This window comes from Actinomycetospora endophytica, assembly GCF_021026375.1.
Classification (GTDB): domain Bacteria; phylum Actinomycetota; class Actinomycetes; order Mycobacteriales; family Pseudonocardiaceae; genus Actinomycetospora; species Actinomycetospora endophytica.
In genome coordinates, this window is record NZ_JAJNDB010000005.1 from 554,496 (window position 1) to 579,054 (window position 24,559).

Annotated in this window: 20 protein-coding genes; 9 read left to right on the forward strand and 11 right to left on the reverse strand. The window is 74.4% G+C overall.

Going from position 1 to position 24,559, the window contains the following annotated elements; genetic code table 11:
- The first annotated feature begins 180 nt into the window (after positions 1-180).
- Positions 181-2,244 (forward strand): Hsp70 family protein, encoded by a 2,064-nt coding sequence (locus tag LQ327_RS23610; protein ID WP_230738211.1) that lies wholly within the window; start codon positions 181-183, stop codon positions 2,242-2,244.
- Positions 2,241-3,776: a helix-turn-helix domain-containing protein gene (locus LQ327_RS23615; protein ID WP_230738212.1), complete on the forward strand. Its 1,536-nt coding sequence runs from the start codon at positions 2,241-2,243 to the stop codon at positions 3,774-3,776. Before LQ327_RS23610 ends, LQ327_RS23615 begins: the two co-directional genes overlap by 4 nt.
- A gap of 42 nt (positions 3,777-3,818) precedes the next feature.
- Here LQ327_RS23615 and LQ327_RS23620 read toward each other — a convergent pair whose 3' ends face one another.
- The 6 genes from LQ327_RS23620 to LQ327_RS23645 form a co-directional block, all read right to left on the reverse strand.
- A complete protein-coding gene (locus LQ327_RS23620) occupies positions 3,819-5,327 on the reverse strand; it encodes an outer membrane protein assembly factor BamB family protein (protein ID WP_230738213.1) in 1,509 nt (502 codons plus the stop codon).
- A 104-nt stretch (positions 5,328-5,431) separates the two neighbouring features.
- Positions 5,432-7,810, reverse strand: coding sequence for a xanthine dehydrogenase family protein molybdopterin-binding subunit (locus tag LQ327_RS23625; RefSeq protein WP_230738214.1), 2,379 nt, complete (start codon positions 7,808-7,810; stop codon positions 5,432-5,434).
- A gap of 111 nt (positions 7,811-7,921) precedes the next feature.
- Complete coding sequence (locus tag LQ327_RS23630; RefSeq protein WP_230738215.1) at positions 7,922-8,899, reverse strand: YhjD/YihY/BrkB family envelope integrity protein; 978 nt, start codon at positions 8,897-8,899, stop codon at positions 7,922-7,924.
- 157 nt (positions 8,900-9,056) lie between these two features.
- Positions 9,057-9,827 carry an SIR2 family NAD-dependent protein deacylase gene (locus LQ327_RS23635; protein WP_230738216.1) on the reverse strand — a complete coding sequence of 257 codons (771 nt, stop codon included), beginning with the start codon at positions 9,825-9,827 and terminating at the stop codon, positions 9,057-9,059.
- A 19-nt stretch (positions 9,828-9,846) separates the two neighbouring features.
- Positions 9,847-10,554, reverse strand: coding sequence for an alpha/beta fold hydrolase (locus tag LQ327_RS23640; RefSeq protein WP_230738217.1), 708 nt, complete (start codon positions 10,552-10,554; stop codon positions 9,847-9,849).
- A gap of 58 nt (positions 10,555-10,612) precedes the next feature.
- Positions 10,613-11,500: an aldo/keto reductase gene (locus LQ327_RS23645; RefSeq protein WP_230738218.1), complete on the reverse strand. Its 888-nt coding sequence runs from the start codon at positions 11,498-11,500 to the stop codon at positions 10,613-10,615.
- A gap of 101 nt (positions 11,501-11,601) precedes the next feature.
- Between LQ327_RS23645 and LQ327_RS23650 the strand changes: the two genes are divergently transcribed.
- Positions 11,602-12,174 (forward strand): TetR/AcrR family transcriptional regulator, encoded by a 573-nt coding sequence (locus tag LQ327_RS23650; RefSeq protein WP_230738219.1) that lies wholly within the window; start codon positions 11,602-11,604, stop codon positions 12,172-12,174.
- A gap of 44 nt (positions 12,175-12,218) precedes the next feature.
- Here the strand turns inward: LQ327_RS23650 and LQ327_RS23655 are convergent, their stop codons facing one another.
- Together LQ327_RS23655 and LQ327_RS23660 are read right to left on the reverse strand one after the other, a co-directional pair.
- Positions 12,219-13,673, reverse strand: a complete 1,455-nt coding sequence (locus LQ327_RS23655; RefSeq protein ID WP_230738220.1) for a dihydroorotase — start codon at positions 13,671-13,673, stop codon at positions 12,219-12,221.
- Complete coding sequence (locus LQ327_RS23660) at positions 13,670-15,046, reverse strand: FAD-dependent oxidoreductase (RefSeq protein WP_230738221.1); 1,377 nt, start codon at positions 15,044-15,046, stop codon at positions 13,670-13,672. The genes LQ327_RS23655 and LQ327_RS23660 overlap by 4 nt, the downstream gene beginning before the upstream one ends.
- A 170-nt stretch (positions 15,047-15,216) precedes the next feature.
- Between LQ327_RS23660 and LQ327_RS23665 the strand changes: the two genes are divergently transcribed.
- From LQ327_RS23665 to LQ327_RS23690, 6 genes are all read left to right on the forward strand, one after another.
- Positions 15,217-16,053, forward strand: a complete 837-nt coding sequence (locus tag LQ327_RS23665; protein ID WP_230738222.1) for an IclR family transcriptional regulator — start codon at positions 15,217-15,219, stop codon at positions 16,051-16,053.
- The gene (locus LQ327_RS23670; protein ID WP_230738223.1) at positions 16,050-17,264 is read left to right on the forward strand and encodes a CaiB/BaiF CoA transferase family protein; all 1,215 of its coding nucleotides are present in this window, start codon (positions 16,050-16,052) and stop codon (positions 17,262-17,264) included. The genes LQ327_RS23665 and LQ327_RS23670 overlap by 4 nt, the downstream gene beginning before the upstream one ends.
- Positions 17,261-18,103 (forward strand): HpcH/HpaI aldolase/citrate lyase family protein, encoded by an 843-nt coding sequence (locus LQ327_RS23675; RefSeq protein ID WP_230738224.1) that lies wholly within the window; start codon positions 17,261-17,263, stop codon positions 18,101-18,103. Before LQ327_RS23670 ends, LQ327_RS23675 begins: the two co-directional genes overlap by 4 nt.
- The gene (locus LQ327_RS23680; RefSeq protein ID WP_230738225.1) at positions 18,100-18,927 is read left to right on the forward strand and encodes a cyclase family protein; all 828 of its coding nucleotides are present in this window, start codon (positions 18,100-18,102) and stop codon (positions 18,925-18,927) included. Before LQ327_RS23675 ends, LQ327_RS23680 begins: the two co-directional genes overlap by 4 nt.
- Positions 18,924-20,432 (forward strand): MmgE/PrpD family protein, encoded by a 1,509-nt coding sequence (locus LQ327_RS23685; RefSeq protein ID WP_230738226.1) that lies wholly within the window; start codon positions 18,924-18,926, stop codon positions 20,430-20,432. The genes LQ327_RS23680 and LQ327_RS23685 overlap by 4 nt, the downstream gene beginning before the upstream one ends.
- Positions 20,433-20,586: 154 nt before the next feature.
- On the forward strand, positions 20,587-21,882 hold the full coding sequence (locus LQ327_RS23690) for an MFS transporter (protein WP_230738227.1): 1,296 nt from the start codon (positions 20,587-20,589) through the stop codon (positions 21,880-21,882).
- A gap of 75 nt (positions 21,883-21,957) precedes the next feature.
- Here LQ327_RS23690 and LQ327_RS34205 read toward each other — a convergent pair whose 3' ends face one another.
- From LQ327_RS34205 to LQ327_RS23700, 3 genes are all read right to left on the reverse strand, one after another.
- A complete protein-coding gene (locus LQ327_RS34205; protein ID WP_269070674.1) occupies positions 21,958-22,092 on the reverse strand; it encodes an MFS transporter small subunit in 135 nt (44 codons plus the stop codon).
- The gene (locus LQ327_RS23695; protein WP_230738228.1) at positions 22,089-23,435 is read right to left on the reverse strand and encodes an OFA family MFS transporter; all 1,347 of its coding nucleotides are present in this window, start codon (positions 23,433-23,435) and stop codon (positions 22,089-22,091) included. Before LQ327_RS23695 ends, LQ327_RS34205 begins: the two co-directional genes overlap by 4 nt.
- A 210-nt stretch (positions 23,436-23,645) precedes the next feature.
- The coding region (locus tag LQ327_RS23700; protein ID WP_230738229.1) for an AMP-binding enzyme at positions 23,646-24,559 on the reverse strand (914 nt) is incomplete at its 5' end.

Genomic DNA, 24,559 nt, shown 5'->3' on the forward strand with positions numbered 1-24,559 from the left:
CGCCCCCAGGGGGAGGGGGATCCGACCACCCCCGGATCGCCCCCTCACCCGACGCGAGCATCGACACCCACTCGGGCGTTTCCCCTCAACCTTCTCATCGATTAATCCGAATGGCTCAGTATGTTGCACTTGACTGGGGAACAGTGATGTGCGGCCAGGAGGGTGATCGGGGGGAGCACGGTGGGTTACGACCTCGGGGTCGATCTGGGTGGCACGACCGTCGTCGCGGCGGTCCTGCGCGAGGGGGCACGGCAGGCCGAGGCGGTACCGCTGGGGTTCGACGGGGCCGCGGCCCTGCCCGCGACCGCACACCGGGGTAGCGACGGCGCGGTCCGCACCGGCGAGGAGGCCGAACGACGCGCCGCGGCCGAGCCCGACCGGGTCGTCCGCGACGTCACCTCCCGCCTCGGCGACGAGGTCCCGCACGTCGTCGGGGGCGAACCCTGGCGGCCCGACGACGTGGCCGCCGAGATCGTCCTCGCCGCCGTCCGCCGCGTCGCCGCGCAGGAGGGCGGGGCCGCGCGGGCGCTGGCCGTCACGCACCCGGCCGGCTGGGGCCCGCACCGCGAGCGGACGCTGCGCCGCGCCCTGATCCGGGTCGGCCTGGGCCACGCGACGCTGATCTCCGAGTCGCGCGCCGCGGCCCTCGGGGGCGCCCGCGGTCCGGTCGCCGGGGTCTACGACCTGGGCGGACGCAGCTTCCGGGCCGCCGTCGTGCGCCTCGGCCCGGCGGGCAGGGACGTCCTCGCCGACTCCGGCGCCCCGGACCGCGCGGGCGGCATCGACATCGACGCCGCGGTGCTCGCGCTGGTCCGCGAGCAGCTCGGGGGCGATCTCGAGGCCGCGATCGAGGGACTTCCCGACGACGAGGCCCGGGTCGGCCTGGGCACCCTGCGCACGGCCGCCCACGACGCGAAGGAGCTGCTCTCCGCGGACACCGAGGCCCGGATCGAGGTGGCGCTCGGGTCGCTGCACACGACGGTGCGGATCACCCGCTCCGACCTCGAGGGCCGGATCACGCCGCTGGTCGCCGCGACGGTCGAGTCGTTCGCCGGCACCGTCGACGCGGCCGGGGTGCCGCTGGACGACGTCGTGCTCGTCGGCGGGTCCTCCCGGATCCCGCTGGTCGCGCGGCTGCTCGCCGAGGAGCTGGGACGCCCGGTGCATCCGGGGGTCGACCCGGTGACGGTGGTCGCGGAGGGCGCCGCGGTCGCGGCCGCCGAGCACGCGGCCACGCGGCATCGGGAGGCGATGGGTCCGGCGACGGGCGAGTTCGCGGCGGCCGGCGCGGGGTCGGTCGCGGCGGCCGGCGCGGCCGTCATGGCCGGCACCGCGGTGGGCACGTGCGCAGCTGGGGCGAGGCACCGGTCCCCCGAGACGACGGACGCGGCGGGTCACCCGGCGGATGCGGCGGCGGCGCGTGCGGGCGCCGCCGCCACTGCGACCGGGGCCTGGAGCACCGACCTCGACGACAGCGCCGACTCCGCACCCGGCGCCCTCGGGACCGGCGCCTCCGGACGCTCGGCCACCGCGGTCCTCGAGCGCACGCGCCCGTCGACCAGCGAGGTCCCGCGCCCGCCGGTGAACACCGCGCTCCCGCCGATCGGACCGAACGCCGAGCCGGGGCCGCTGCGCCGGTACCGGAGCTGGATCGTCGCGGGGTTCGCGGTGGTCGTGCTCGGCGCGGGCGCGGCGACCGTGCCGATCCCCGGCCTCACCGCGGCCCGCACCACGGAGACGCCGACGCCCGCCCCGACCCCCGTCCCGCCCTCCGCGACCCCCACGCCCGCGGCGACCCCCGCCCCACCCCCGCCCTCGTCGGCGCCACCGAGCACGACCGCGGCCGGCGGCTCGTCGTCGGGAAGCGCGGCAAGCGGTTCCTCCGGGGGCGGCTCCTCGAAGGGCAGCAGCGGCTCCTCGGAGAGCGGCTCCTCGGAGAGCGGTTCCTCGGCGACCCCGCGCTCGACTGCCTCGCGCCCGACCACGACCCGCCGCACCTCCCCGGCCGCCTTCGTCCCGACGACGGCGAGCCCCGGCAGCTCGGCGATCTCCGGCAGCTCCCCGAACACGGCCACCCCGGCATCACCGGCGTCACCGGACGCCCCGGTGTCCGACCCGCCGTCGTCGGCGACCGCCGCCCCGGCACCGGGCAGCGTCGCACCCGCCGTCGTCGAGCCCTCGTCCGTCGAGCCCGCCATGGCCTCCGCCCCGACCGGCTCGTCGACGCCGGGAGCCGGCTCGTGAGCGCCCCGGAGCCCGACCATCCGCGCACCGCCGACACCGCCGAGCGCGCCGCCGCCGACGGCGACCTCGACACCGCCCTGAGCTGCGCCGATGCCGCCCTGCAGGCCGACGACCCGGACGAACAGGTCCGGGGCGCGACCGTCCTCGCGGCCGTGCTGCCGCAGCGCGGACTGCTCGCCCGCGGCGCGGACGTGCACCGTTGGCTGATCGACCGGCAGGGCGTCGCGACGGCGGGCGCGACGGTCGCGCTGCTCGGCACCGGCGCCCTCGCCGAGGGCCGGCAGGCGGCCACGGCCCGGCGCGGACTGCCCGCCCTGCGCGACACCGCGGACACGCTGACCGCGCAGGGGCTGCTCGCGTCGGTCGACGGGTCGGCCGGCACCGCACTCTCGCTGCTGGTCCGCGCGACGACCGCGCTCGCCTCGTCCGTGGAGCGCTCCCCGATGGGCGACTCCCCCGCCGCGCTCGGCGCCCTGCTCGCGCTGCACCGCGGGGAGCCGGAGCTCGCCGACCCGCTGCTCGACCTCGCCGTCGACGCCGACCTCGGCGGACCCGCCCTGCGCCGCCGCCACCTGCTGCTGCGCGGGTGGGCGGCGCTGCTGCGCGACGACGAGGAGGCGGCCCGCAGCGCGCTGGCCGCCACCGCCGACCTCGCGCGCGCCGCCGAGCCGCGGGACGAGCTGACGGCGGTGGCACTCGAGGTCGCGCTCGCCCGCCGGGCCGGGGACACCCGGGGGCTGCTCGACCTGTGGTCGCGCGCGCGCCAGGCACTGCTGCGCCACCCGGTCGACCTGTACTGCCTCCTGCCGGTGGGCGAGCTGGCGATCGCGGCGGCCCGGCTCGGCGAGACCCGCTGGGTGGAGCCGCACCTCGCGGAGGCGACGACCTTGCTCGAGGCGCTCGGCGGCCCGGCGTCGTGGGGCACGTCCTGGCACTGGGCGGGCCTGCACGCGGCGATCACCGCGCACGACCTCACCGCCGCGGGCACGCACGCCGCCGCGCTCGAGGCCGCCGTCGCCGCCAACGACCGCGCCGCCGCCCCGGCCCGCGCGGCCCGCGTCTGGCTGGCGGTGCTCGAGGGGGTGGTCGACGCCGAGGAGGTCGCGCGGGCCGCGGCGGGGCTGCGCGCGGTCGGGCTCGGGTGGGACGGCACGCGCCTCGCCGGCGAGGCCGCCATCCGCACCACCGACCGCGCCGACTCCGCCGCGCTGCTCGCCTGTGCGCGGACGCTGCAGGCGGGGCGGGCGCCGGTCGCGCCGGCTCCGGTCCAGGCTCCCGACGCCGAGGCCTCCCGGGCCGCCGCGAGCGTCCACGCCCGGCGAGCGGGGGCGGCGGCGCTGACCGAGCGGGAGCGCGACATCGCCGCGCTGGTCCTCGAGGGCCTGACCTACCGCGAGATCGCGACCCGGCTGTTCCTCTCCGCGAAGACGGTCGAGCACCACGTGTCCCGGATCCGTCGCCGGCTCGGGTCGGAGAGCCGGGCGGAGCTGTTCAGCGAGTTGCGCGTGCTCGTCGGTGCCTCCGGCCTGTGAGCACACATTGATGCTCTGGCATCAATGAGTGCTCACCTGCCGTCAGGCACCCAGTCGGACCGCCGTGATCCCGTGGCTGGTCGGGAGGAACAGGGCGTTCCCGCTGTAGGCCGGGGTGGCGAAGCGGGTGGAGTCCCCGACGGAGATCGTGGCCCGCTGCGCCCCCGTGGCCGCGTCGAGCCCGATGAGGGCGCCGTCCTGCTGCAGCGACCACACCGTCGTCCCGACGATCAACGGCGAGCCCTGCACCTGCGACGGCGCCTGCCAGCCCTTGGTGATCCGCCCGTCGGTCCCCGCCCGCACCTGGAGCAGCCCGGACGAGCACGGCAGGTAGGCGACCGACCCGCCGCCCTGCACCGGCGCGGCCGCCCCGCCGCCGTAGGCCTCACAGCCGTCGAGCTGGCTCTTCTGCCCGCCGACCCCGCCCATCGCGGTGAGGTCGACGAGGAACACCCCGCCGCCCTTGCCCGCGGCGATCACGTAGTGCGTGCCCGGCAGCAGCACCGGGCCCATCGAGCCGAGGTCGGCGTCGGTCGAGTTCTCCTCGGCCCACTGCTGCGGCGCGAACCCGTCGACGAGCGCCAGCGCCGGGTTCAGGCGCAGCACCGAGTCGCTGTGGTCCCAGTCCCCGGAGGTGGCCTCGCCGTTCCCCGTCGTGACGATGAGGTCCCCGTTGGGCAGGGCCGCCGGACCGGACGCGGCCCAGATGCCGCCTTCGCGCGGGGTCGGGACGACGAAGGTCTTCGCCGCGCCGGTGCCCGTCGTCGGGAGCCCGACGATGCTGCCGCGGTACTGGCCGCAGTCGCCGTAGTTCCCGCCGTAGGGGACGTAGACGGTGCCGCCGGACACCAGCAGCGCGCCGCGCTGCAGGTGGGTGGCCGGGTCGACGCCGGGGACGTCGACGTCCCGCTTGCTCCGGACCCCGCCGTTCGTCGGATCGATGCCGTAGAGCTGGTGGTGCACGCCGGCCTCGGTGGTCGCGACGAAGACCTGCCCGGTCGCGGGGTCGAGCGCGGGTGACCCCGTGATGCCGATCGGGTCGATGTTGCCGCAGGGCAGGGCCGAGCCGGGCACCGGATCGGAGAGATGGGTCCGCCACCGGACCGCTCCGGTGACCGCGTCGAGCCCGTACACCGAGCCGCCCTCGGTCGCGGCCACCACCTCACCCGCGACGACGACCGGGCTGCCGTAGACCTTGCCGTCGAGCGGGGTCTGCCAGGCCAGCGCGGGGTTGGCGGGGTCGGGTCCGGCGGCGACGTAGCCGGTGCGGGTGGCGTCGCCGTGGTACGTCGGCCAGTCCGCGCCCGCCCGCACTCCCCCGGACGGCGGGGGCGGCGGCGCGGCGGCCCCGGCCACCGGCGGCAGCACCAGACCGGCGCCGGACGCGGGCACCGACGGCGCCGGGTAGGGCGCGACGGTGGCGGGGGCGGGTGGCGGAGGTCCGGAGGAGGTGTCGTCGGAACCGGACGAACATCCCGCCAGGACGACGATCCCGACGACGAGCAGCGCGACCCCCGCCGCCCCTCGGTGCCCCCACCCGAATGTGCTCACCACGAGGATGTTGCTCCGGTGGTCAAGAGGGGGGGTGCGCTGCGCGCCTGTGAGCAGAAATTGAGGCTCTGGCGTCAATTTGTGCTCACAAGCGCGGAGCGCACCTAGATGTCCACCGACGCCGCTTCCGGATCCACGGCGGTCCCCCGCACCGGCAGCGTCGCGAAGAACGACGGCGGCTCGCGCCACGGATCCGCGACCACCCCGGCCTCGGCGTCACGGACCGCCCGCCACACCCGCTCCGGGGTCAGCGGCATGTCGAGGTGCCGGACGCCGAGCGGGCGCAGGGCGTCGACGACGGCGTTCTGCACCGCCGGCGTCGACCCGACCGTCGCGGCCTCGCCGATGCCCTTGGCGCCGAGCGGGTTGTACGGGGTCGGGGTCTCGGTGCTCGCGGCCTCGTACGTCGGGACCTCGACGGCCGTCGGGAGCAGGTAGGCGGCGAAGGAGCCGGTCGTCGGGTTGCCGTCCTCGTCGTACGAGAAGCCTTCCCACAGCGCCTGCGAGATGCCCTGCGCGAGCCCGCCGTGCTGCTGCCCGGCGACGAGCGTCGGATTGAGCACGCGTCCGCAGTCGTCGACCGCGACGTGGCGCACCGGCACGACCCGCCCGGTGTCGAGGTCCACCTCGACCACCGAGACGTGGGCGCCGAACGGGTACGTCGCGCCCGGCTGCGACTCGTCGCGGGCCTCGGCGAGCGGCACCCCCTGCTCGTGCGCGGCCGCCGCGACCTCGCGCCACGTCAGCTCCCGCCCCGGCACGCCGGCGATCCCGAGCCCACCCGAGTCGGTCACGACGACGTCGTCGGGCGCCGCCTCGAAGACGCTCGCGACCACCTCCCGGGCCCGCTCCAGCACCGCGTCGGCCGCGACCAGCACGCTCGACCCGGCCAGCTGCAGCGACCGCGACCCGCCCGTCCCGCCGCCGTGCGGTACGACCGCGGTGTCCGACTGCACGAACCGCACCCGCTCCATCGGGATGCCGAGCCGGTCCGCGACGATCATCGCGAACGACGTCGCGTGCCCCTGCCCGTGGGCCGAGGTCCCGACGGCGACCGTGGCCCCGCCGTCGTCGACCGTCACCTTCCCGTACTCCTGCGCCGCGCCCCCGGCGGTGACCTCGACGTAGACCGCGAGTCCGATGCCGAGCACCACCCGTTCGTTGCGTTCCCGACGACGAGCCTGCTCGGCCCGCAGGTCGTCGTACCCGGCGAGCTCGAGCGCCTTGTCCAGGGCCTTGGCGTAGTCGCCGGAGTCGTAGAGCGAGCCGGTCGCCGTCGTCAACGGGAAGTCCTCCGGCGCGAGGAAGTTCCGCCGGCGCAGTTCCGCGGGATCGATCGTCAGCTCGTCGGCAGCGAGGTCCATCAGCCGCTCGAGCATCGCCGCCGCCTCGGGCCGGCCCGCGCCGCGGAAGGCGCCCATCGGCGTCGTCGTCGTGAGGACTGCGGCGGCGTCGTAGGCGATGGTCGGGATGCGGTAGACGCCCTGGGCCATGTTCCGGGTCGGGCCGAGGGCCAGCGCGCCGCCGAACCCGGCGTACGCCCCCGCGTCGCCGACCACCCGCGCCCGGAGACCGACGATCGTCCCGTCGCGGCGCAGCCCGAGCTCGCCGTACTGCACCTGCCCGCGCCCGTGCGGCATCGCCGTGAGGTTCTCGCTCCGGGTCTCGGTCCAGGTGACGACCCGGCCCAGCCGGCGCGCGGTCTCGATGACGACCGCGTGCTCCGGCGCCAGCCCCGCCTTCCCGCCGAACCCGCCGCCGACGTGCGGGGCGACCACGCGGACCCGCTCGAGCTCCCAGCCCCACTGCGCCGCAACCTGGGCGCGCAGGCCGTGCGGCATCTGGGTGGAGACGTGGACGGTCATGTCGTGGGCCTCGTCGGGCGCGCCGGGGGTGGCCGTCACCGCGTTGCCCTCCATGGGCGCGACGGCGAGGCGCTGGTTCACCATCCGGGCCCGGACGACCACGTCGGCGCCGTCGAGCGGGCGGACGTCGTCGGGGTCGCGGACGCCGCTCGCGAGGTTCGAGCCGAGCTCTTCGAACTGCAGCGGGGCGTCGGCGTCGAGCGCGGCCTCCGGGTCGACGACGGGCGGGAGCGGGTCGTAGTCGACCTCGACGAGCTCGGCCGCGTCGACGGCGTCGGCGCGGGTGGTCGCGACGACGGCCGCGACCATGTCACCGACGAAGCGCACCTTCCCCCGTGCGAGCAGCGGCCGCGCGCAGGCGTCGTTGAGGACCATGGCGGGGCGGTGATCGGGGACGTCGGCGAGGTCGGTCGCCGTCAGGACCGCGACGACGCCGGGCGCCGCGCGGGCCTTCGCGACGTCGACGTTCTCGACCAGCGCGTGCGCGAGCGGGGAGCGGACGAAGACGAGATGCAGGGCGCCGGCCGGCACGATGTTGTCGACGTAGGTCGCTCGACCACGGATGAGCTCCGGGTCCTCGACGCGGCGGACGGCCGTTCCCAAGATCGATCCTGGCACTCCGGGAACGTTAGGACTTCGAGCGCGCTCGAACGCAAGGTTCGGCCTCCGGCCTTGTGCGTGCGTTTCCGTGCCCCAGCACGGAAACGCACGCACATGCGCGGAGCGCGATCAGCGCCCCGTCAGCGCCCGCACCGCCACCCCCGCCGAGGCCCCGACCGCAAGCGTCCCGCCGGCCTGCCGGGCCCCGGTCGCCGCGTCCGGCACCGCCTCGTCCACGTGCGTCGCGCTCCACACCGTGACCACGAGCAGCCAGCGCATCACCGTGTAGACGAACAGCAGCAGCCCGACCAGCGCGCCGAGCGTGGTCACCGCGGGCGAACGCCCGAGCAGCGAGAGGTAGAGCCCGCCGAGCTGCTGCAGCGCCGCGAGCCCGACCGCCCCCGCCGCCGCCGCGGGCAGCACCTCGGCGACCGGGCGGCGCGTGCGCGGCAGCTTCGCGAGGCAGAACCCCACGACGAGCCAGTTCGCCAGCAGCCCGAGCAGCAGCGACCCGGCCAGCAGCACCAGGCGTGCCCCGAGGGTCCCGGAGAGCCCGGACAGGTCGAGCAGCGCGATCCCGGCCTTCCCGGTCAGCGCCGCGAACACGAACGACACGACCAGCGCCGACCCGATCCCGAGCAGCGTCACGACGTCCGAGGCGACCGTGTGCACCAGCCGTCGCGAGGGGCGCTCCTGGCCGAGCATCGCGGTCACCGCGTCGCGCACGTGGGAGATCCAGCTCCACCCCGAGAACATCGCGACGGCGAGGGCGACGACGCCGAGCCGGCCGCGCTCGGCCACCACGGTGTCGACGATCCGGCCCGCCGGCCCGGACACCCCGGGCGGCAGCACCCCGGAGAGCAGACCGTCGAGCTGGGCGAACACCGACGAGTCGGCGGCGAGCACGAACCCCGCCGCGGACACCCCGAGCATCAGCAGCGGCACGAGCGAGAGCAGCGTGAAGAAGGTGAGGGCGGCCGCGTAGTGGTTGCCGTCGCGGTCCCGGTAGCGCACGAGCGTCATGCCGGCCCGCCGCGTGTGCCGCGACCCCGCGACGCGTCGTCGCCACCCTCCGAGCGCGGCCGTGACCCGTCCGGTCCGTGCCATGTCCGCCTCCCGACGACGGCGCCGCGGTCGGGCTCCGGCCGTGGGTCCTCACCCTGACGGATGCCGCCGTTCGGCCTATCGGCGGGGTGTCAGCGATGCGGCACGGCTGACGTTCAACGTCAGCAACGCCGCATCGCTGACTTTCCCGGCCCCCCGTTCAGCCGCCCACGATCGCCGGCAGCACCTCGGAGATCCCCCCGCGCAGGACGACGCTCGCGACGTCGTCGTACGGCGTCGGCTCCGCGTTGACGATGATCACGTCGGCCTCGACCATCCGCGCGACGTCGACCAGCCCCGCCGCGGGATGCACGCCCAGCGAGGTCCCGACGGCGAGGAACACGTCACAGCCCAGCGCCGCCTCCCGCGCCCGCTGGAGCACGTCCATGTCGAGCATCTCGCCGAACATGATCGTCGTCGCCTTGAGGATCCCGCCGCAGCGCGCGCACCGCGGGTCGTCCTCGCCGGCGCGCACCCGGTCCAGCGCCTCCGTCATGGGCGCGACGACCCCGCAGTCCAGGCACACCGTGTGGTGGTTGGTGCCGTGCAGTTCGAGGACGTTGTCGGGCGAGGAGCCGGCGGCCTGGTGCAGCTCGTCGATGTTCTGCGTCAGCAGCGCGCGCAGCTTCCCGGAGCGCTCCAACGTCACGAGCGCGTCGTGCGCGCGGCCCGGCGTGGCCGACCACATCGGGTGCTCGAGCCGCTCCTGCCACGCCGCGCGCCGCACCTCGAGGTCGTCGCGGTAGTGCTCGAAGGTCCAGATCCGCTCGGCCGCGGGGTTGAGCGTCCACACGCCCTGCGGTCCACGGAAGTCCGGGATGCCGGAGTCGGTGGAGACGCCGGCGCCGGTGAGCACCACGACCGACCGCGCACCCGCGATCAGCTCCCGCGCCCGGGCGACGTCGTTCTGGTCGGAGTCCGGAGCAGCCACCGCCCCACCGTCGCACGGCTCAGCCGTGACCCGCCTCCCCGGCCAGGCGCAGCAACGTCGTCGCGACGTCCTGCGGATGTCCGAGCGCCGCGAGGTGCCCGGCCGGCACCACCTCGGGCTCCACCCCGAGCCGCTCCCGCGCGAGCCGGCGCACGAACGGCAGCGGGAACATGCGGTCGTCGCGCCCGGCGACGACGCGGGTCGGGACCTCCGGCCACCGCTGCAGCGGGTAGGGCGCGCCGAAGATCCCGCCCGCCTGCACCGGCGCGCCGGCCGCCTCCATGTGGGCCACGAGGTCGGCGGGGAGGTCGTGGAAGAACGCCCCGCGGAGGTCGACGGACGGGTCGATGGCGGCCGGGTCCAGGCCCAGCTCGGCCGCGTACGCCTCCACCGCCGCACCCTGCCCCGTCGTCGAGAACCACGTCCCGATCGACTCCCCCGGCGCCGGGATCATGGGCGTGAGCAGCACCAACAGCGACGTCGGCACCCGGCCGGCCACCAGCGCCGCGGTGAACGCACCCATCGACGCTCCGACCAGCACCACCGGCGGCCGCGTCCCGATCGCCGAGATCACCGCGTCGACGTACTCCTCGAACCCCGCGGCCTCGTCGGCGATCGGGAGGTCGGGGGCGACGACGGTGTGCCCGCTCGCGGTCAGGACCGGCGCCAGGCGCGAGAAGGACCACGAGTCCGACGAGGCACCGTGGATGAGGACGAAGGTCGTCACGGGTTCCTCCTGGGGTTGTCTCGCGGATGTCGTCGCCACTGCCCGCGATTCGACAGCCTCAGCCTTCCAGGGTCGCGAGCGCCTCCGTGTCGAGATCCACGTCGCCGGCGGCGAGGTTCTGCTCGAGGTGCGCGACGCTGCGCGTGCCCGGGATCAGCATCGCCTGCTCGGCCTGCGCCAACACCCACGCGAGCCCCACCTGCGCGGGCGTGGCTCCCAGCCGCTCGGCGACGGCAAGCACGCCGGGCAGGTCGGTGACCTGCTGCTGACCGGGCCAGCCGCCGCCCAGCGGGAAGTACGGCGCCCACGCGATCCCCTGCTCCCGGCAGAGATCCAGCACCGGCTCGCTGCTGCGGTCGACGAGGCTGTAGGCGTTCTGGACGCACACGATCCCGACCGGCAGCGCCTGCCGCAGCTGCCCGGCCGACACGTGCGAGAGCCCGATCGCGCCGATCTTCCCCGCGTCGCGGAGCTCGACCATCGTGGCGAGCTGGTCGTCGAGGTCGACGATCTGGTCGCCCTCGGCGACGAGCCCGGGTGCGACGTCCGCCCGGCGCAGGTTGACGACGTCGAGGCGCTCGGCGCCGAGCGAGCGCAGGTTGTCCTCCACCTGGGAGCGCAGCTCGTCGGGCTGCTGGGCGAGGCGCAGCGGGAGCTCGCCGCCCGGGTTCGGCGTCGCCCCGACCTTGGTCACGACGACGAGGTGGTCGGGATAGGGCGCGAGGGCCTTCCGGATGCGGGCGTTGACGACGCCGTCCCCGTAGAACTCGGCGGTGTCGATGTGATCGACCCCGAGCTCGACCGCGCGACTGAGGACGGCGACCGGCTCGTCGTCGGTCTCCGCCCAGCGCAGCTGCATGGCGCCGTAGCCGACCCGGGCGACGGGGCGGCCGGCGAGGGTCGCGAGGCCGCCCGGGTGCGGACGACGCGTGTCGGTGCTGGTCATGGTGGTTCTCCTCGCGCGGTGGCAGACTGGCCGATGAAAACGGAGGCACCTCCGTTCCCTGCGGCCGACGCTAGCACAGAAACCGGAGGAGCCTCCGCTTCATGGCCGACGACCCCGCTCCGCCCCTGCGCGCCGACGCGCGCCGCAACCGGGACGCCCTGCTCCGCGCCGCCGCCGCGGGCTTCGCCGCCGGGGACGACCCGACCCTCGAGAAGATCGCCCGCGACGCCGGCGTCGGCATCGGCACGCTGTACCGGCACTTCCCGACCCGCGAGGTCCTCGTCGAGGCGGTCTACCGCACGGAGCTGACCACCCTGTGCGAGAGCGTCCACGGCCTGCTGCGCGAGCACGAGCCGGCGGACGCGCTGCGCGCGTGGATGGACCGCTACGCCGAGTTCGTGACCACCAAGCGCGGGATGGCCGACACGTTCCGCGCGATGGTCGCCGACGGGACCGTGGCCGCCGCGCAGACCCGGGAGTCGATCGACGACGCCGTCGGGACGATCCTGCGGGCCGGCGCGGCGGACGGGTCGTTGCGGGCGGATGTGGAGGCCGACGACGTCGTGACGGTGCTGGTGGGCGTGTTCGTCGCGACCGGGGTGTCGGACGACCGCGCCCGGATCGGCCGCCTGCTGGACCTGGTCCTCGGTGGCCTCCGGCCTCGTGAGCACTAATTGATGCCCTGACGTCAATTAGTGCTCACGAGCGCGAAGCGCACCTACGTGGGCCGCTTCAGGTAGCGCCCCGCGGGCGACCCGACGACGGACCCGCCCGCGAACACCGTCCGACCCCGGAGGAACGTCCGCGTCACCGTCGAGCCGATCTCCAACCCGCGGAACGGGCTGTACTCCTGCGTCGACTCCGACGCGGCCGGGTCCACCGTCCACGAGGTGTCGGGGTCGACGAGCGCGATGTCGGCGTCGAACCCGGGCGCCAGGTCGCCCTTCGTGCCCAACCCGAATCGCCGGGCCGGGGCACCGGAAACCAGATCGGCGATCCGGCCCAGCCCCAGCCCCCGCTTGAGCCCCTCGCCCACCAGCCCCGGCAGCAGGTACTCCGTCCCGCCGAACCCGGACTTCGCCGCGAACACGTCCTCGTGGTCGTCCCCGAACTTCGTCGCCTCCTTGCAGCAGGCGTGGTCGGACACGACCCACGACACGTCGCCGGCGAGCACGTGCCGCCACAGCGCCTCGACGTCCTCGCGCGGGCGGATCGGCGGGTTGACCTTGCCGCGGATGCCGTCGGCGGTGTGCACGTCGGCCAGCAGGTGCCCGACGGTGACCTCGCGGCGGAAGTCGACGTGCGGGAACGCCCCGGCCATCAGCATCGCGGCCTCGAGCGCCTTCGCCGACGACAGGTGGAGCAGGTTGATCGTCGGGAGCCCGGTCTCGTGCGCGAGGTAGGACGCGATCGTCACCGCGAGCCCCTCGGAGTGCGGCGGGCGAGATGCGCTGTAGGCCTCGAGCCCGGTCAGCCGCCCCTCCTCCTCGACGATCTTCGTGTACGCGGTCATGATCTCCGCGGTCTCGCAGTGCAGAGAGAGCGAGATCTGATCCGCGATGTCCGGACGGGCTTCGCGCACCCGCTGGATTCCACGCATGACGAACTCGAAGTGCGCGATGTCGTAGCGCTCGCCCTCGGGGATCATGAGGAAGTCGTTCTGGGCGTTGGAGCGCCCGTGCAGCCCGTGGCTGCCGTAGAACATGAAGATCTTGAACGACGTGACGCCGTGCTCGTCGACCAGCATCGGGATCTCGTCGATGTGACTGGCCTGCATCGGCGCGAGGTGGAACGCGTAGTCCACGTGGGAGCGCTCCTCCGAGGCGGCGAGCACCTCGGGGAACACCTCGGCGTACGAGCCGCCCTTGTTCAGGTAGTACTGCCCGGTCCGCATGTAGGTCAGCGAGGTCGTGACGCCGCCCTGCGCGCACGCCCGGCTCTCGGTGACGGTGTCCTCGGCCAGCGGGTTGTAGATGCCCCAGTGCTGGTGGGCGTCGACGACGCCGGGGAAGGCGAGCTGCCCGCGCCCGTCGTGGACCTCGGTGGCGTCGGCGCCGAGGTCGGCACCGACCGCGGTGATGCGCCCGTCGTCGACGGCGATGTCGGCGAGCGGCGCCTCCTCCACTCCCGGCCGCACCACGCGGACGTTGCGGACGACGAGGTCGTGGGTCATGCGGGGATCTCCTTCTCAGCGCTGACGGCGACGAGGTGGTCGGCGGCCCGGTAGGCCAGGCCGAGGGCGGGCAGCAGGCCGTTGCCCGCGAGGTAACCGGCGGCGCCGTGGCCGGACATCCCGACCGCCGCACCACCCGAGGCGTAGAGACCGCCCAGCGGCTCCCCGGACGCGGCGAGCACCCGGGCGTCGGCGTCGACGGCGAGCCCGCCCTGGGTGTGGAAGAGCGCCGGGACGATCTCGACGGCGGCGTAGGGCGGCTCGAGCGGGGCGGCGACCCGACGGCGGCCGACCCGGTCGACCGGCGAGTCACCGCGTGCGACGGCGGCCGCGTCGTCCAGTTCCGCGGCGAGCACCGAGGCGTCGACTCCGATCCGAGCAGCCAGCTCGGGCACCGTGTCCGCCCAGCGCAGCGCACCCGCCTCGACGACGTCGCGGTAGTCCTGGAAGCCCTGCGTGTCGGCGTCGATGCGCGCGTCGAGCACCACCCACCCGCGTGCCCCGGGCCGGGCGGCGAGCATCGCGGCGTACTCCGAGTAGCCGACGGTCTCGTCGCCGAAGCGCCGGCCCTCGGCGTCCACGACGACCGCGCCGGCCATCACCGTCGTCCAGGTCACCAGCGTCCGCGCGGCGGCCGAGAGCCCGGCGTGGCCCTGGTAGGCGTCGAGCGCCCGGACCGCGGCGCCGTGCGCACCGGCGAGAGAGAGCGCATCGCCGGTCGCGTACTCCGACCCGTGATAAGCGGCGTCGGCGATCTCGGGGAGGTGGGTGGCGACGAGGTCGGGGTCGGTGCCGTAGCCGCTGGTCGCGAGCAGGACCGCGCGGGCGGTCAACTCCTCGACGCCGCCGTCGGGACGACGAAGACGGGCCCGCCAGGCCCCGTCGTCAGGAAGGATCTCGACGAGCCGCGCCGGCACCAGCAGGTCGATCCGCGGCTCCGCCTCGACGGCGTCGAGGAGTCCCCGCAGCAGCGCCGACCCGTGCCGACCGGGCACGGTGTGGACGCGGCGGACCGAGTGCCCGGGGTAGTCGACGTCGGCGAGCTCGAGCGGCAGCCCGACGTGATCGGCCAGCCACTCCACCAGCGGAGCACCGACCCGGGCGAGGGTCCCGGCGACGGCGGGGTCGGCCTCGCCGTGGGTCTTCGCGGCGACGTCGGCGAGGAAGCGCTCCGGGGAGTCCTCGATGCCTGCGGCGCGCTGCCAGCGGCTCCCCGGGCCCGGGACCATCGCCGTCGACATCGCGGTGTTGTTGCCGCGCCGGAAGTGCGGGTTCGCCTCCGCGACGACGACGTCGAGGCCCGCCCCGGCGGCGCGCAGGGCGCCGGCCAGGCCACCGCCCGCGCCCGCCACGAGGAGGTCGACGTCGGCCATCCGCTGACTCCGTTCCGCTGGAAGAAACGCTCCGGTTCGGCGTTCGTCCGTCATCTGAGCAGGCCGGGGCCGGATAAGCAACGGTGCTGCGGTGACACTTGACGTTCGACGGTCCAGCGGGTCACGCTGCGTTTCGATCAGCGGTACGGACTTCACGGAGGTGGCCGACGGTGGCCGAGGTGGGTGGCGGCACGGAGGGCACGTCGCGGGTGGCGGACGTGCTGCTGCTCTTCGTCGACGGACCCTCGACGCTCGGGGTCTCCCGGATCGCCCGGGAACTGGGACTGTCCAAGGCCGTCGTGCACCGGATCCTGGTGTCGCTGGTCAGCCGCGGGATGGTCGCGCTGGACCCGGTCAGCCACGAGTACCGGCTCGGTCCGGCCGCGGCGGCGATCGGGGCGCGGGCGCTGCGCGAGTCGGACCTGCGGGGCGCCGCGCTGCCGCTGCTGCGCGAACTGCGCGACGCGACCCAGGAGACCGTCACGCTCTCCACGCCGGTGCCGCACGGGCGGGTCTACCTCGACCAGGTCGTCGGGACCCACGAGATCAAGATGACCGTGGAGCTGGGCCGCCGGTTCCCGCTGCACGCCGGCAGCTCGGGCAAGTGCATGCTCGCGTTCCTCGACGACGCCGAGCGCGAGGAGGTCCTCGCCGGCGGGCTCGCCGCCCTCACCCCGGGCACCGTGACCGACCCCGACGCCCTGCGCGACGAGCTCGACCGCATCGTCGAACGCCGCTTCGCCGCCTCCGCCGGGGAGCGCCAGGCCGACGCCGGGTCGGTCGCCGCTCCGGTGTTCGGGGTGTCCGGCGAGGTCCTCGGCGCCATCTCGGTGTGCGGGCCGCGCTACCGCGTCACCGACGAGTTCGTCGCCGCGATCGCGCCCCGCGTGGTCGCGGTCGCCGACCGCATCTCGCACCGTCTCGGCGCCGCCCCGCGCCGCGCGCCCGCGATGGCCGCGCACGCCGGCGCACCCGTCGTCGCAACCCCGGAGAGGACGGCTCGATGACCAGCCCCGACGACCCGACCGCGCACGGGACCGGCGCGCTCGCCGGGCTCAAGGTCCTCGACGTCGCCACCCTGTTCGCCGGCCCGCTCGCGGCGACCCTCCTCGGCGACCACGGCGCCGAGGTCATCAAGATCGAGCACCCGCGCGGCGACCCGTCGCGCACCCACGGCGCGGCCAAGGACGGCGTCGGGCTGTGGTGGAAGATGCTCGGCCGGAACAAGCGCTCGATCACCCTGGTGCTGTCCACGAAGGAAGGCCAGGAGATCTTCCGCGAGCTCGCCGCGGACGCCGACGTCGTCATCGAGAACTTCCGACCCGGCACGCTCGAGCGCTGGGGCATCGGCCCGGAGGTGCTGCAGGAGCGGAACCCGGGCCTCGTCGTCGCCCGCGTCACCGGCTTCGGCCAGACCGGCCCGTACGCGAACCGGCCCGGGTTCGGCACCCTCGCCGAGGCCATGAGCGGGTTCGCCGCGATCACCGGCGAGCCCGACGGCCCCCCGACCCTCCCGCCGTTCGGCCTCGCCGACGGCGTCACCGCGCTGACCACGGCGTTCGCGATCATGACGGCGCTGCGGGCGCGGGAGACCACCGGCCGCGGGCAGGTCGTCGACATGGCGATCATCGAGCCGCTGCTCACCGTGCTCGGCCCGCAGCTGATCGCCTACGACCAGCTCGGCGAGCTGCAGCCCCGCCACGGCAACCGCTCCTCGAACAACGCTCCGCGCAACACCTACGAGTGCGCCGACGGCCGCTGGGTCGCGGTGTCGACGAGCGCACAGTCGATCGCCGAGCGGGTGATGCGGCTGGTGGGTCGCCCGGACTACATCGACGAGCCCTGGTTCGCCGCCGGCTGGTCCCGCGCGCAGCACGCCGACGAGCTCGACGCCGCCGTCGGGGCGTGGATCGCCGAGCGCGACCGCGACGAGGTGGTCGACGCGTTCGAGAAGGCCGAGGCGGCGGTCGCCCCGATCTACACCGCGGCGGACGTGCTCGCGGACCCGCAGTACGCGGCGCTCGAGAGCGTCGTGACCGTCGACGACGACGAGCTCGGCCCGGTCCGGATGCAGAACGTCCCGTTCCGGCTCTCGGAGACCCCCGGCCGGGTGCGCACGTCCGGCCCGCCGCTGGGCGCGCACACCGCCGAGGTGCTGGCAGAACACGGAGTGGACGACGACCGGCTCGCGTCCCTGCGGGCGAGCGGGGCGGTGTGAGCACCGGTCTGGGCGTCGCGCGCAGCTGGCTCTACGTGCCCGGGCACCGCGGCGATCTCGTCGCGAAAGCGCTGGTCGGAGAGGCGGAAGCCGTCGTCGTCGACCTCGAGGACGCGGTGGCGCCGGGGTCGAAAACCGAGGCTCGGGGCACCGTCGAGGCGCTCACCGATCGCGCCCGACCGCTGTGGGTACGGATGAACGCCCCCGACAGCCCCTGGGGCGCCGACGACGCCGCGGTGCTGGCGCGGGCCGCCGTCGACGGCGTCCGTGTCCCCAAGGCCGCCGACCCCGACGCGATCGCCCGCCTCGCCGACCAGCTCGGCCACCCGCTGCACCTGCTGCTCGAGTCCGCGCTGGGCGTCGAGCGCGCCTACGCGCTGGCCACCGCGCACCCGCTGGTCGCGGCGCTGTCCCTCGGCGAGGCCGACCTCGCGGCCGACCTGCGCGTCGCCGACCGGGGCGCCCTGGAATGGGCGCGCCAGCGGGTCGTGGTCGCCTGCCGGGCCGCGGGCCTGCCGTCACCGCTCGCCCCGGTGTGGACCGACCTGCCCGACCTCGACGGCCTCGCCGCCGACTCCCGAACCGCCCGCGACCGCGGGTTCTGGGGCCGCTCGGTGATCCACCCCCGCCAGATCCCGGTCGTGCACGCGGCCTTCACCACCTCCGACGACGACCTCGCGCGGGCCCGGGCGCTGCTGGCCTCTCTCGACGAGGCGGCCGCCCACGGCGAGACCGCCTACCGCGACGCCGACGGCCGCTTCGTCGACCCCGCCGTCGTCGCCGGCGCCCGCACCGTCCTCGACCGCGCTGTCCCCGCCGACCCCAGGGAGACCCCGTGAGCGCCCCGACCACCGCCACCCGCGCCCTGCTCGACGCCGTCGCGGGCGGGCTACAGACCATCGAGCTCGGCCAGCCGCTGTTCACCGGCATGCCGTGCTCGCCGAACCACCCCGGCTTCCGGATGACGCTCATCCGCCGCCACGGCGACATGGTCCGTCCCGACGGCGGGTCCGCCTCGAACGAGATCCTCGTGACCGGCGGACACGTCGGCACCCACGTCGACGCGCTCGCCCACGTCAGCCACGAGGGCTGCCTGCACGGCGGGGTCGACGCGATGGAGTCGCAGGTCGGGGGCTTGCACCGCGAGCACGGCGCGGAGCGCATCCCGCCGATGATCACGCGCGGGGTGCTGCTCGACGTGGCCGCCACCCGCGGCGTCGACGTGCTCCGTCCTGGCGAGGGCGTCACCGCCGACGACCTCGCCGCGGCCGCCGAGCGCGCCGACGCCGAGCCGGGCCGAGGGGACGTCGCGCTGGTGCGGACCGGGTGGGCGCGGCACTTCGGCGACGCGGCCACCTACCTCGGCCAGGCCGACGGCGTGCCGGGGGTGGACGAGAGCGGGGCGCGGTGGCTGGCCGAGCGGGGGGTGATCGCGGCGGGGTCGGACACGACGGCGTTCGAACGGATCCCGCCGGGCGCCGGCCATCGGGAGCTCCCGGTGCACCGGATCCTGCTCGTGGAGCACGGCATCCACATCGTCGAGCACCTGGCGCTGGAGGACGCTTCGGAGGCCGGGCTCGGCGAGTTCCTGTTCGTCATGGCGCCGCTGCGCATCGTCGGCGGCACCGGCTCCCCCGTGCGCCCGGTGGCGGTGCTGGCATGAGCCGCCCCGCCGTCGCTCCCCCCTCGCACGAGGGGAACCCTCGCGCGGCTAGAGCGACCGAATCCTCCCCTCGCGGCGCCGACGACCGCACTCCCGCCCAGCAGGTCGCCGACCTCGCCGCCCGGGTCGCCGTCGAGGGCCTTCCCGCGGACCTGCGCGACGACCTCGCCGCCCGCACCGTCGACCTCCTCGGCAACTGCCTGGCCGCCCGTGCCGAGGACCCCGGCCGCATCGTCTCCGCCGTCGTCGACGACTGGGGCGGCACCGGCGCGGCCACCTCGTTCGCCACCGGCGACCGGCTCCCGCCGCCGTCGGCCGCGCTGGTCAACGGCACGCTCGCCCACAGCCTGGACTTCGACGACACCCACCTGCCGTCGGTGCTGCATCCGTCGTCGGCGGTGCTGCCCGCGGCGTTCGCGGTCGCCGAGGCGACCGGGGCGAGCGGGCCGGCGTTCCTCGACGCGGCCACCGTCGGCGTCGAGCTCACCTGCCGGCTCGGCATGGCCGGGTACGACGAGGCCGCCGGCACCTCGGTGTTCTTCGAGTGGGGCCAGCACGCGACCGCGATCTGCGGGGCGGTCGGTGCTGCGCTCGCCGCCGGGATGCTGCGGGGACTCTCGGCGGACGAGCTGACCTCGGCGATCGGGATCGCGGCGAGCATGGGCAGCGGCGTCATCGAGGCCAACCGCACCGGCGGGACGATCAAGCGGGTGCACTGCGGCTGGGCCGCGCACGCCGGGGTGGCCGCCGCCGATCTCGCGCGGCACGGGTTGACCGGGCCCCCGACGGTGCTCGAGGGCGGCTTCGGGTTCCTGCGCGCGTTCTGCGGGGACCGGGTGCGGATCGAGGCGGTCACCGAGGAGCTCGGCTCGCGGTGGGAGACGCCGGGGATCTTCTTCAAGCCCTACCCCTGCAACCACTTCACCCACGCCGGCATCGACGCCGCGCTGGCGCTGCGGGCGCGGGGGATCCGTCCCGACGACGTCGAGCGGCTCGTCCTGGGTGCCCCCGCGCCGGTGCTGCGGACGATCGCGGAGCCTCGGGCGGCGAAGATCCATCCGCAGTCCGGGTATCACGCGGCGTTCAGCGGGCCCTACACCGTCGCGGCGGCGCTGTGCGGCTCGGACGACGGCGAGGGGCTCGGGGTGTTCCACGCGGACTTCTCCGACGAGGCCGCGGCCTCCCCGGAGCGCTTGGCGCTGGCGGCGCGGGTCGAGGTCGTCGCCGACGACGAGGCCACGGCCGGCTTCCCGCACCAGTTCCCGGCGGTGCTCACCGCGTACCTGCGCTCCGGGGAGACGGTGACCGAGCGGGTGCGGGAGAACCGCGGCGGGCCGGGACGGCCGCTGTCGGCCGCCGAGCACGAGACCAAGTTCGCGGGCAACGCCGCGCGGTCGGTCGGGGCAGGTGAGGCGGCCGAGATGGCCCGTCTGGTGTGGGAGCTGCGGGGCGACCTGCGTCCCGCGGACCTCGGCGCACGCCTGTCCGGGGCACTTCGGACCTGAGTCGTTCCTATCAGCGGAACGATTCTCGAATTGGCCTCGGCGCTTCTTCCGCTGACCTTGACCTCATAGTCGAAGTCCGGCCATTCTCGACCTCCGACGTTATTCGTCGTTCGTTTCTCTCAACGGAACGAACATTCCTCGACAGGTGAAGACCATGCCGACCCGGTTCCGGTGGGCCACGATCGCGCTGATCGTCGCTCTGATCGTCATCAACTACATCGACCGGAGCGCGATCTCGTACGCGGTCACGCCGCTCCAGAAGGAATTCGGGATCTCGACGGCGGAGTACGGCATCGTCTCGAGCGTCTTCGCGATCGGCTACATGGTCTTCGCCTTCCTGTCGGGCCCGCTCGTGGACCGCTTCGGGACGCGGCGGGTGCTGCTCACCGCGATCCTGCTGTTCTCGCTGTGCACCGCGCTCACCCCGCTGGCCGGCGGGTTCGTCGGCCTGCTGCTCATCCGCCTCGTCCTGGGCGCGGCCGAGGCGCCGGCGTTCCCGGCCGCGAGCCGCACCGCGAGCCGGTGGCTGCCCCGCGCCGAGCGTGGGTTCGCGCTCTCGCTGATCGGCGGGGTCGCGGTCTCGGGCAGCCTGCTCATCGCCGGTCCGCTGCTCACCCAGCTCATCGGCGCCATCGGCTGGCGCGGGATGTTCTGGACGATGTGCGCGCTCGGTCTGCTCTGGGCCGTCGTCGCCGCCGGGCTGCTGGCGTCGACCCCCGACGACTCGCGCCGCGTCAACGACGCCGAGCGTGCCCTCATCGCGGCCGGGCAGGACGCCGCCGAGCAGCAGTCCGCACCGCGGCGCACCGACTGGCGTTCGCTGTTCACCAACCGGAACCTGTGGATCGTCGCGGTCGGCTACTTCTCGTGGGGCTTCATGTTCTGGGGCTTCATGTACTGGCTCCCGCAGTACCTCTCGACGGCGTTCGGGCTGAGCCTCAAGGCCGTCGGTGCGTTCGCGATCGCGCCGTGGGCGGTCGGGATCGTCGGCGCGCTGATCGGCGGATTCCTCGTGGACCGGATCTACCGGCGCACCCGCAGCGTCCGCAGCCGGTTCACGATCATGGGCGTCGCGCTGCTGCTCTCGGGCGCCTCGCTGATCCCGGTCTTCCTCGACCCGACGCTGACCGTCGCGCTGATCTCGATCTCGGCGGGCGTGGGCTTCGGGTTCGTCACGGGCGGCATCTGGTGGGTCGCCTCGATCGACGCCGAGCCGTCTCAGCCCGCGACCGCGGCCGGGTTCGCCGACGCGGCGTTCGCGCTCGCCGGGATCGTCGCGCCGCTCGCGATGGGGTTCATCGTCGCCGGGACCGGGACATTCACCAGCGGCTTCATCACGATGAGCATCCTCGCCGTGATCGGTGCCCTGGCGATGCTGCTCGGCACCCGCGAGCCGTCCCACTCCGACGGTGCCCCGACGCCGGCGAGGACCGAGGCCGAGGCGGTGTAGGTGCGCTCCGCGCTTGTGAGCACTCATTGACGCCCTGGCGCCAATGAGTGCTCACGAGCGCGTCAGCGCACCTCCTCAGCTGAAGAGCGCGCCGAGCTTCGCGATCAGTTCCACCACGCCGTAGAGCAGCGGGAGGATGACGAGGATCAGCCACGAGACGACGAGCAGCACCGTCTGCGAGCCGCCTCGGGAGGCCGTGGGGTCGGTCATCGGGCCACACCTTCCTCGACCTCGGCGGCAGCACCCGTGCCGTCGATGAACAGTCGCTCCGGGACGGGCCGGATCAGCTCGTTGCACACGAACCCGATCAGCAGCAGCACGATCATGATCACGAACGCCGTCGTGTAGTGGCTGGCCGGGCTGCCGCCGGAACCGCTGTTCGCGTCGACGACGCCGTCGACGATCAGCGGCCCGAGCACACCCGCGACCGACCAGGCGGTGAGCAGCCGGCCGTGGATGGCGCCGACCTGGTAGACGCCGAACAGGTCCTTCAGGTACGCGGGCAGGGTCGCGAAGCCGGCGCCGTAGAAGGACAGGATCAGCAGTGTCGCGATCAGGAACACGGCCTTGTTTCCGGGCCCGATGAGCAGGAGGAGCAGGTACAGCAGCGCGCCGACACCGAGGTAGATGCGGTACATGTTCTTGCGGCCGACCGCGTCCGAGGCCGTCGACCACAGGAAGCGGCCCAGCATGTTCGCCAGCGAGAGCAGCGCGACGAACGCGGTTCCGGCGGCCGCCAGCACCGTCGGGGTCGACATGCCGGCGAAGAAGTCCTGGTAGAGCGGCGCGGCCCGCTCGAGCACGCCGATGCCCGCCGTGACGTTGAAGCAGAGCACGACCCAGAGCAGCCAGAACTGCGGGGTCTTCAGCGCGGATGCCGCCGGGACGCCGCCCTGGGGCACCGGGGTCTCGGCCGCGACGCCCTCGGACGCCCGCGGGAGCCGCACCAGCGCGGCGCCGAGCAGCATCCAGACCAGGTAGATCACGCCCAGCGCGACGAAGACCAGCGCCAGACCGCCGCCGGTCTTCCCGAAGGCGGACAGCAACGCCGTCGACAGCGGGGTGGCGACCAGAGCGCCGCCACCGAAGCCCATGATCGCGAGCCCGGTCGCCAGCCCGGGGCGGTCGGGGAACCACTTGATCAGCGTCGACACCGGGGCGATGTAGCCGAGGCCGAGCCCGATCCCGCCGATCACGCCGTACCCGACGACGACGAGCCAGAGCTGGCCCGCGACGATGCCGAGCGCAGCGACCAGGAAGCCGGCGCCCCAGAAGATCGCCGCCATGATCATCGACCAGCGTGGCCCGCGCCGCTCCACCGTCGTGCCGCCGAACGCCGCAGAGAGCCCCAGCACCAGGATCGCGACCTGGAACGGCAGCGCCGACCCGACCGCGCTGGTGTGCAGGGAGGTCTGGACGGGCGTCTTGAGCACGCTCCAGGCGTAGGCCTGCCCGATCGACAGGTGGATCGCGAGCGCCGCCGGCGGGACGAGCCACCGGCTCCATCCGGGTGGTGCGATGGACCGTTCTCGGCTCAGGAGCGTGGCTGTCACCCGGGTCGTCCTCTCGTGTGGGCGCCCGTGCGGAGGAGAGGTCCGGTACGGGCGACGACGTGGCTGTCGCGCACCGTAACGACTCGAACCGCCTTCGTGAACGGATCCCGGGACAGATCGCCCAGCGGCGACCACTGGGTGCGCTCCGCGCCTGTGAGCACTAATTGATGCCAGAGCATCAATTAGTGCTCACGAGCGACGAAGTCGCACCTAGGAGTTCTGGACCTGCTTCTGCATCTCGGTGACCACCGTCGGGTCGACCAGGGTGGTGGTGTCGCCGAGCTCCTCACCCTCGGCGATGTTCTTCAACAACCGCCGCATGATCTTCCCCGACCGGGTCTTCGGCAGATCCGCCGCGAAGATCAACTCCGCTGGGCGGGCCAGCTTGCCGATCTGCTTGGCGACGTGCTCGCGCAGCACCTGCTTGAGCTCGTCGTCGCCGGTGTTGTCGCCGACCAGCGACACGAACGCCACGATCGCCTGCCCGGTGTCCGGGTCCTTGCGCGCCGCCACCGCGGCCTCCGCCACCAGCTCGTGCTCGACCAGCGCCGACTCCACCTCGAAGGTCGAGATGCGGTGCCCGGAGACGTTGGTGACGTCGTCGATACGACCCATCAACATGATGTCGCCGTCGTCGTCGTACTTCGCGCCGTCCCCCGCGAAATAGGCATCCGAGTACTTCGACCAGTAGGTCTCCCGGAACCGCGCATCGTCCTTGTACAGCCCGCGCATCATCCCCGGCCACGGCCGGGTCAGCACCAGGTTCCCCGGCTGGTTCGCCCCCAACGCGTGACCCTCGTCGTCGCGGATCTCGGTCGCCACCCCCGGGAACGGCGCCTGGGCCATCCCCGGCTTCAGCGTGGTGATCCCGGGCAGCGGGGTGATCAGGATGTGCCCGGTCTCGGTCTGCCACCAGGTGTCCATGATCGGGGCCTTGCCGCCGCCGACGTGCTCGCGGTACCACTCCCAGGCCTCCGGGTTGATCGGCTCACCGACACTACCCAGAATCCTGATCGACGACAGATCCCGCGACTGCGCGTACTGCGGGCCCCACTTCATGTGCGAACGGATCGCGGTCGGCGAGGTGTAGAGGATCGTCACCTTGTACTTCTCGACGATCTTCC

Bases quoted from the DNA above. Each gene is read 5' to 3' on its own strand.
- LQ327_RS23630 (WP_230738215.1), bottom strand. From the start codon at position 8,899: ATGGCACGGACCGGACGGGTCACGGCCGCGCTCGGAGGGTGGCGACGA.
- LQ327_RS23645 (WP_230738218.1), bottom strand. From the start codon at position 11,500: ATGACCAGCACCGACACGCGTCGTCCGCACCCGGGCGGCCTCGCGACC.
- LQ327_RS23650 (WP_230738219.1), top strand. From the start codon at position 11,602: ATGGCCGACGACCCCGCTCCGCCCCTGCGCGCCGACGCGCGCCGCAAC.
- LQ327_RS23655 (WP_230738220.1), bottom strand. From the start codon at position 13,673: ATGACCCACGACCTCGTCGTCCGCAACGTCCGCGTGGTGCGGCCGGGA.
- LQ327_RS23660 (WP_230738221.1), bottom strand. From the start codon at position 15,046: ATGGCCGACGTCGACCTCCTCGTGGCGGGCGCGGGCGGTGGCCTGGCC.
- LQ327_RS23670 (WP_230738223.1), top strand. From the start codon at position 16,050: ATGACCAGCCCCGACGACCCGACCGCGCACGGGACCGGCGCGCTCGCC.
- LQ327_RS23685 (WP_230738226.1), top strand. From the start codon at position 18,924: ATGAGCCGCCCCGCCGTCGCTCCCCCCTCGCACGAGGGGAACCCTCGC.
- LQ327_RS23690 (WP_230738227.1), top strand. From the start codon at position 20,587: ATGCCGACCCGGTTCCGGTGGGCCACGATCGCGCTGATCGTCGCTCTG.
- LQ327_RS34205 (WP_269070674.1), bottom strand. From the start codon at position 22,092: ATGACCGACCCCACGGCCTCCCGAGGCGGCTCGCAGACGGTGCTGCTC.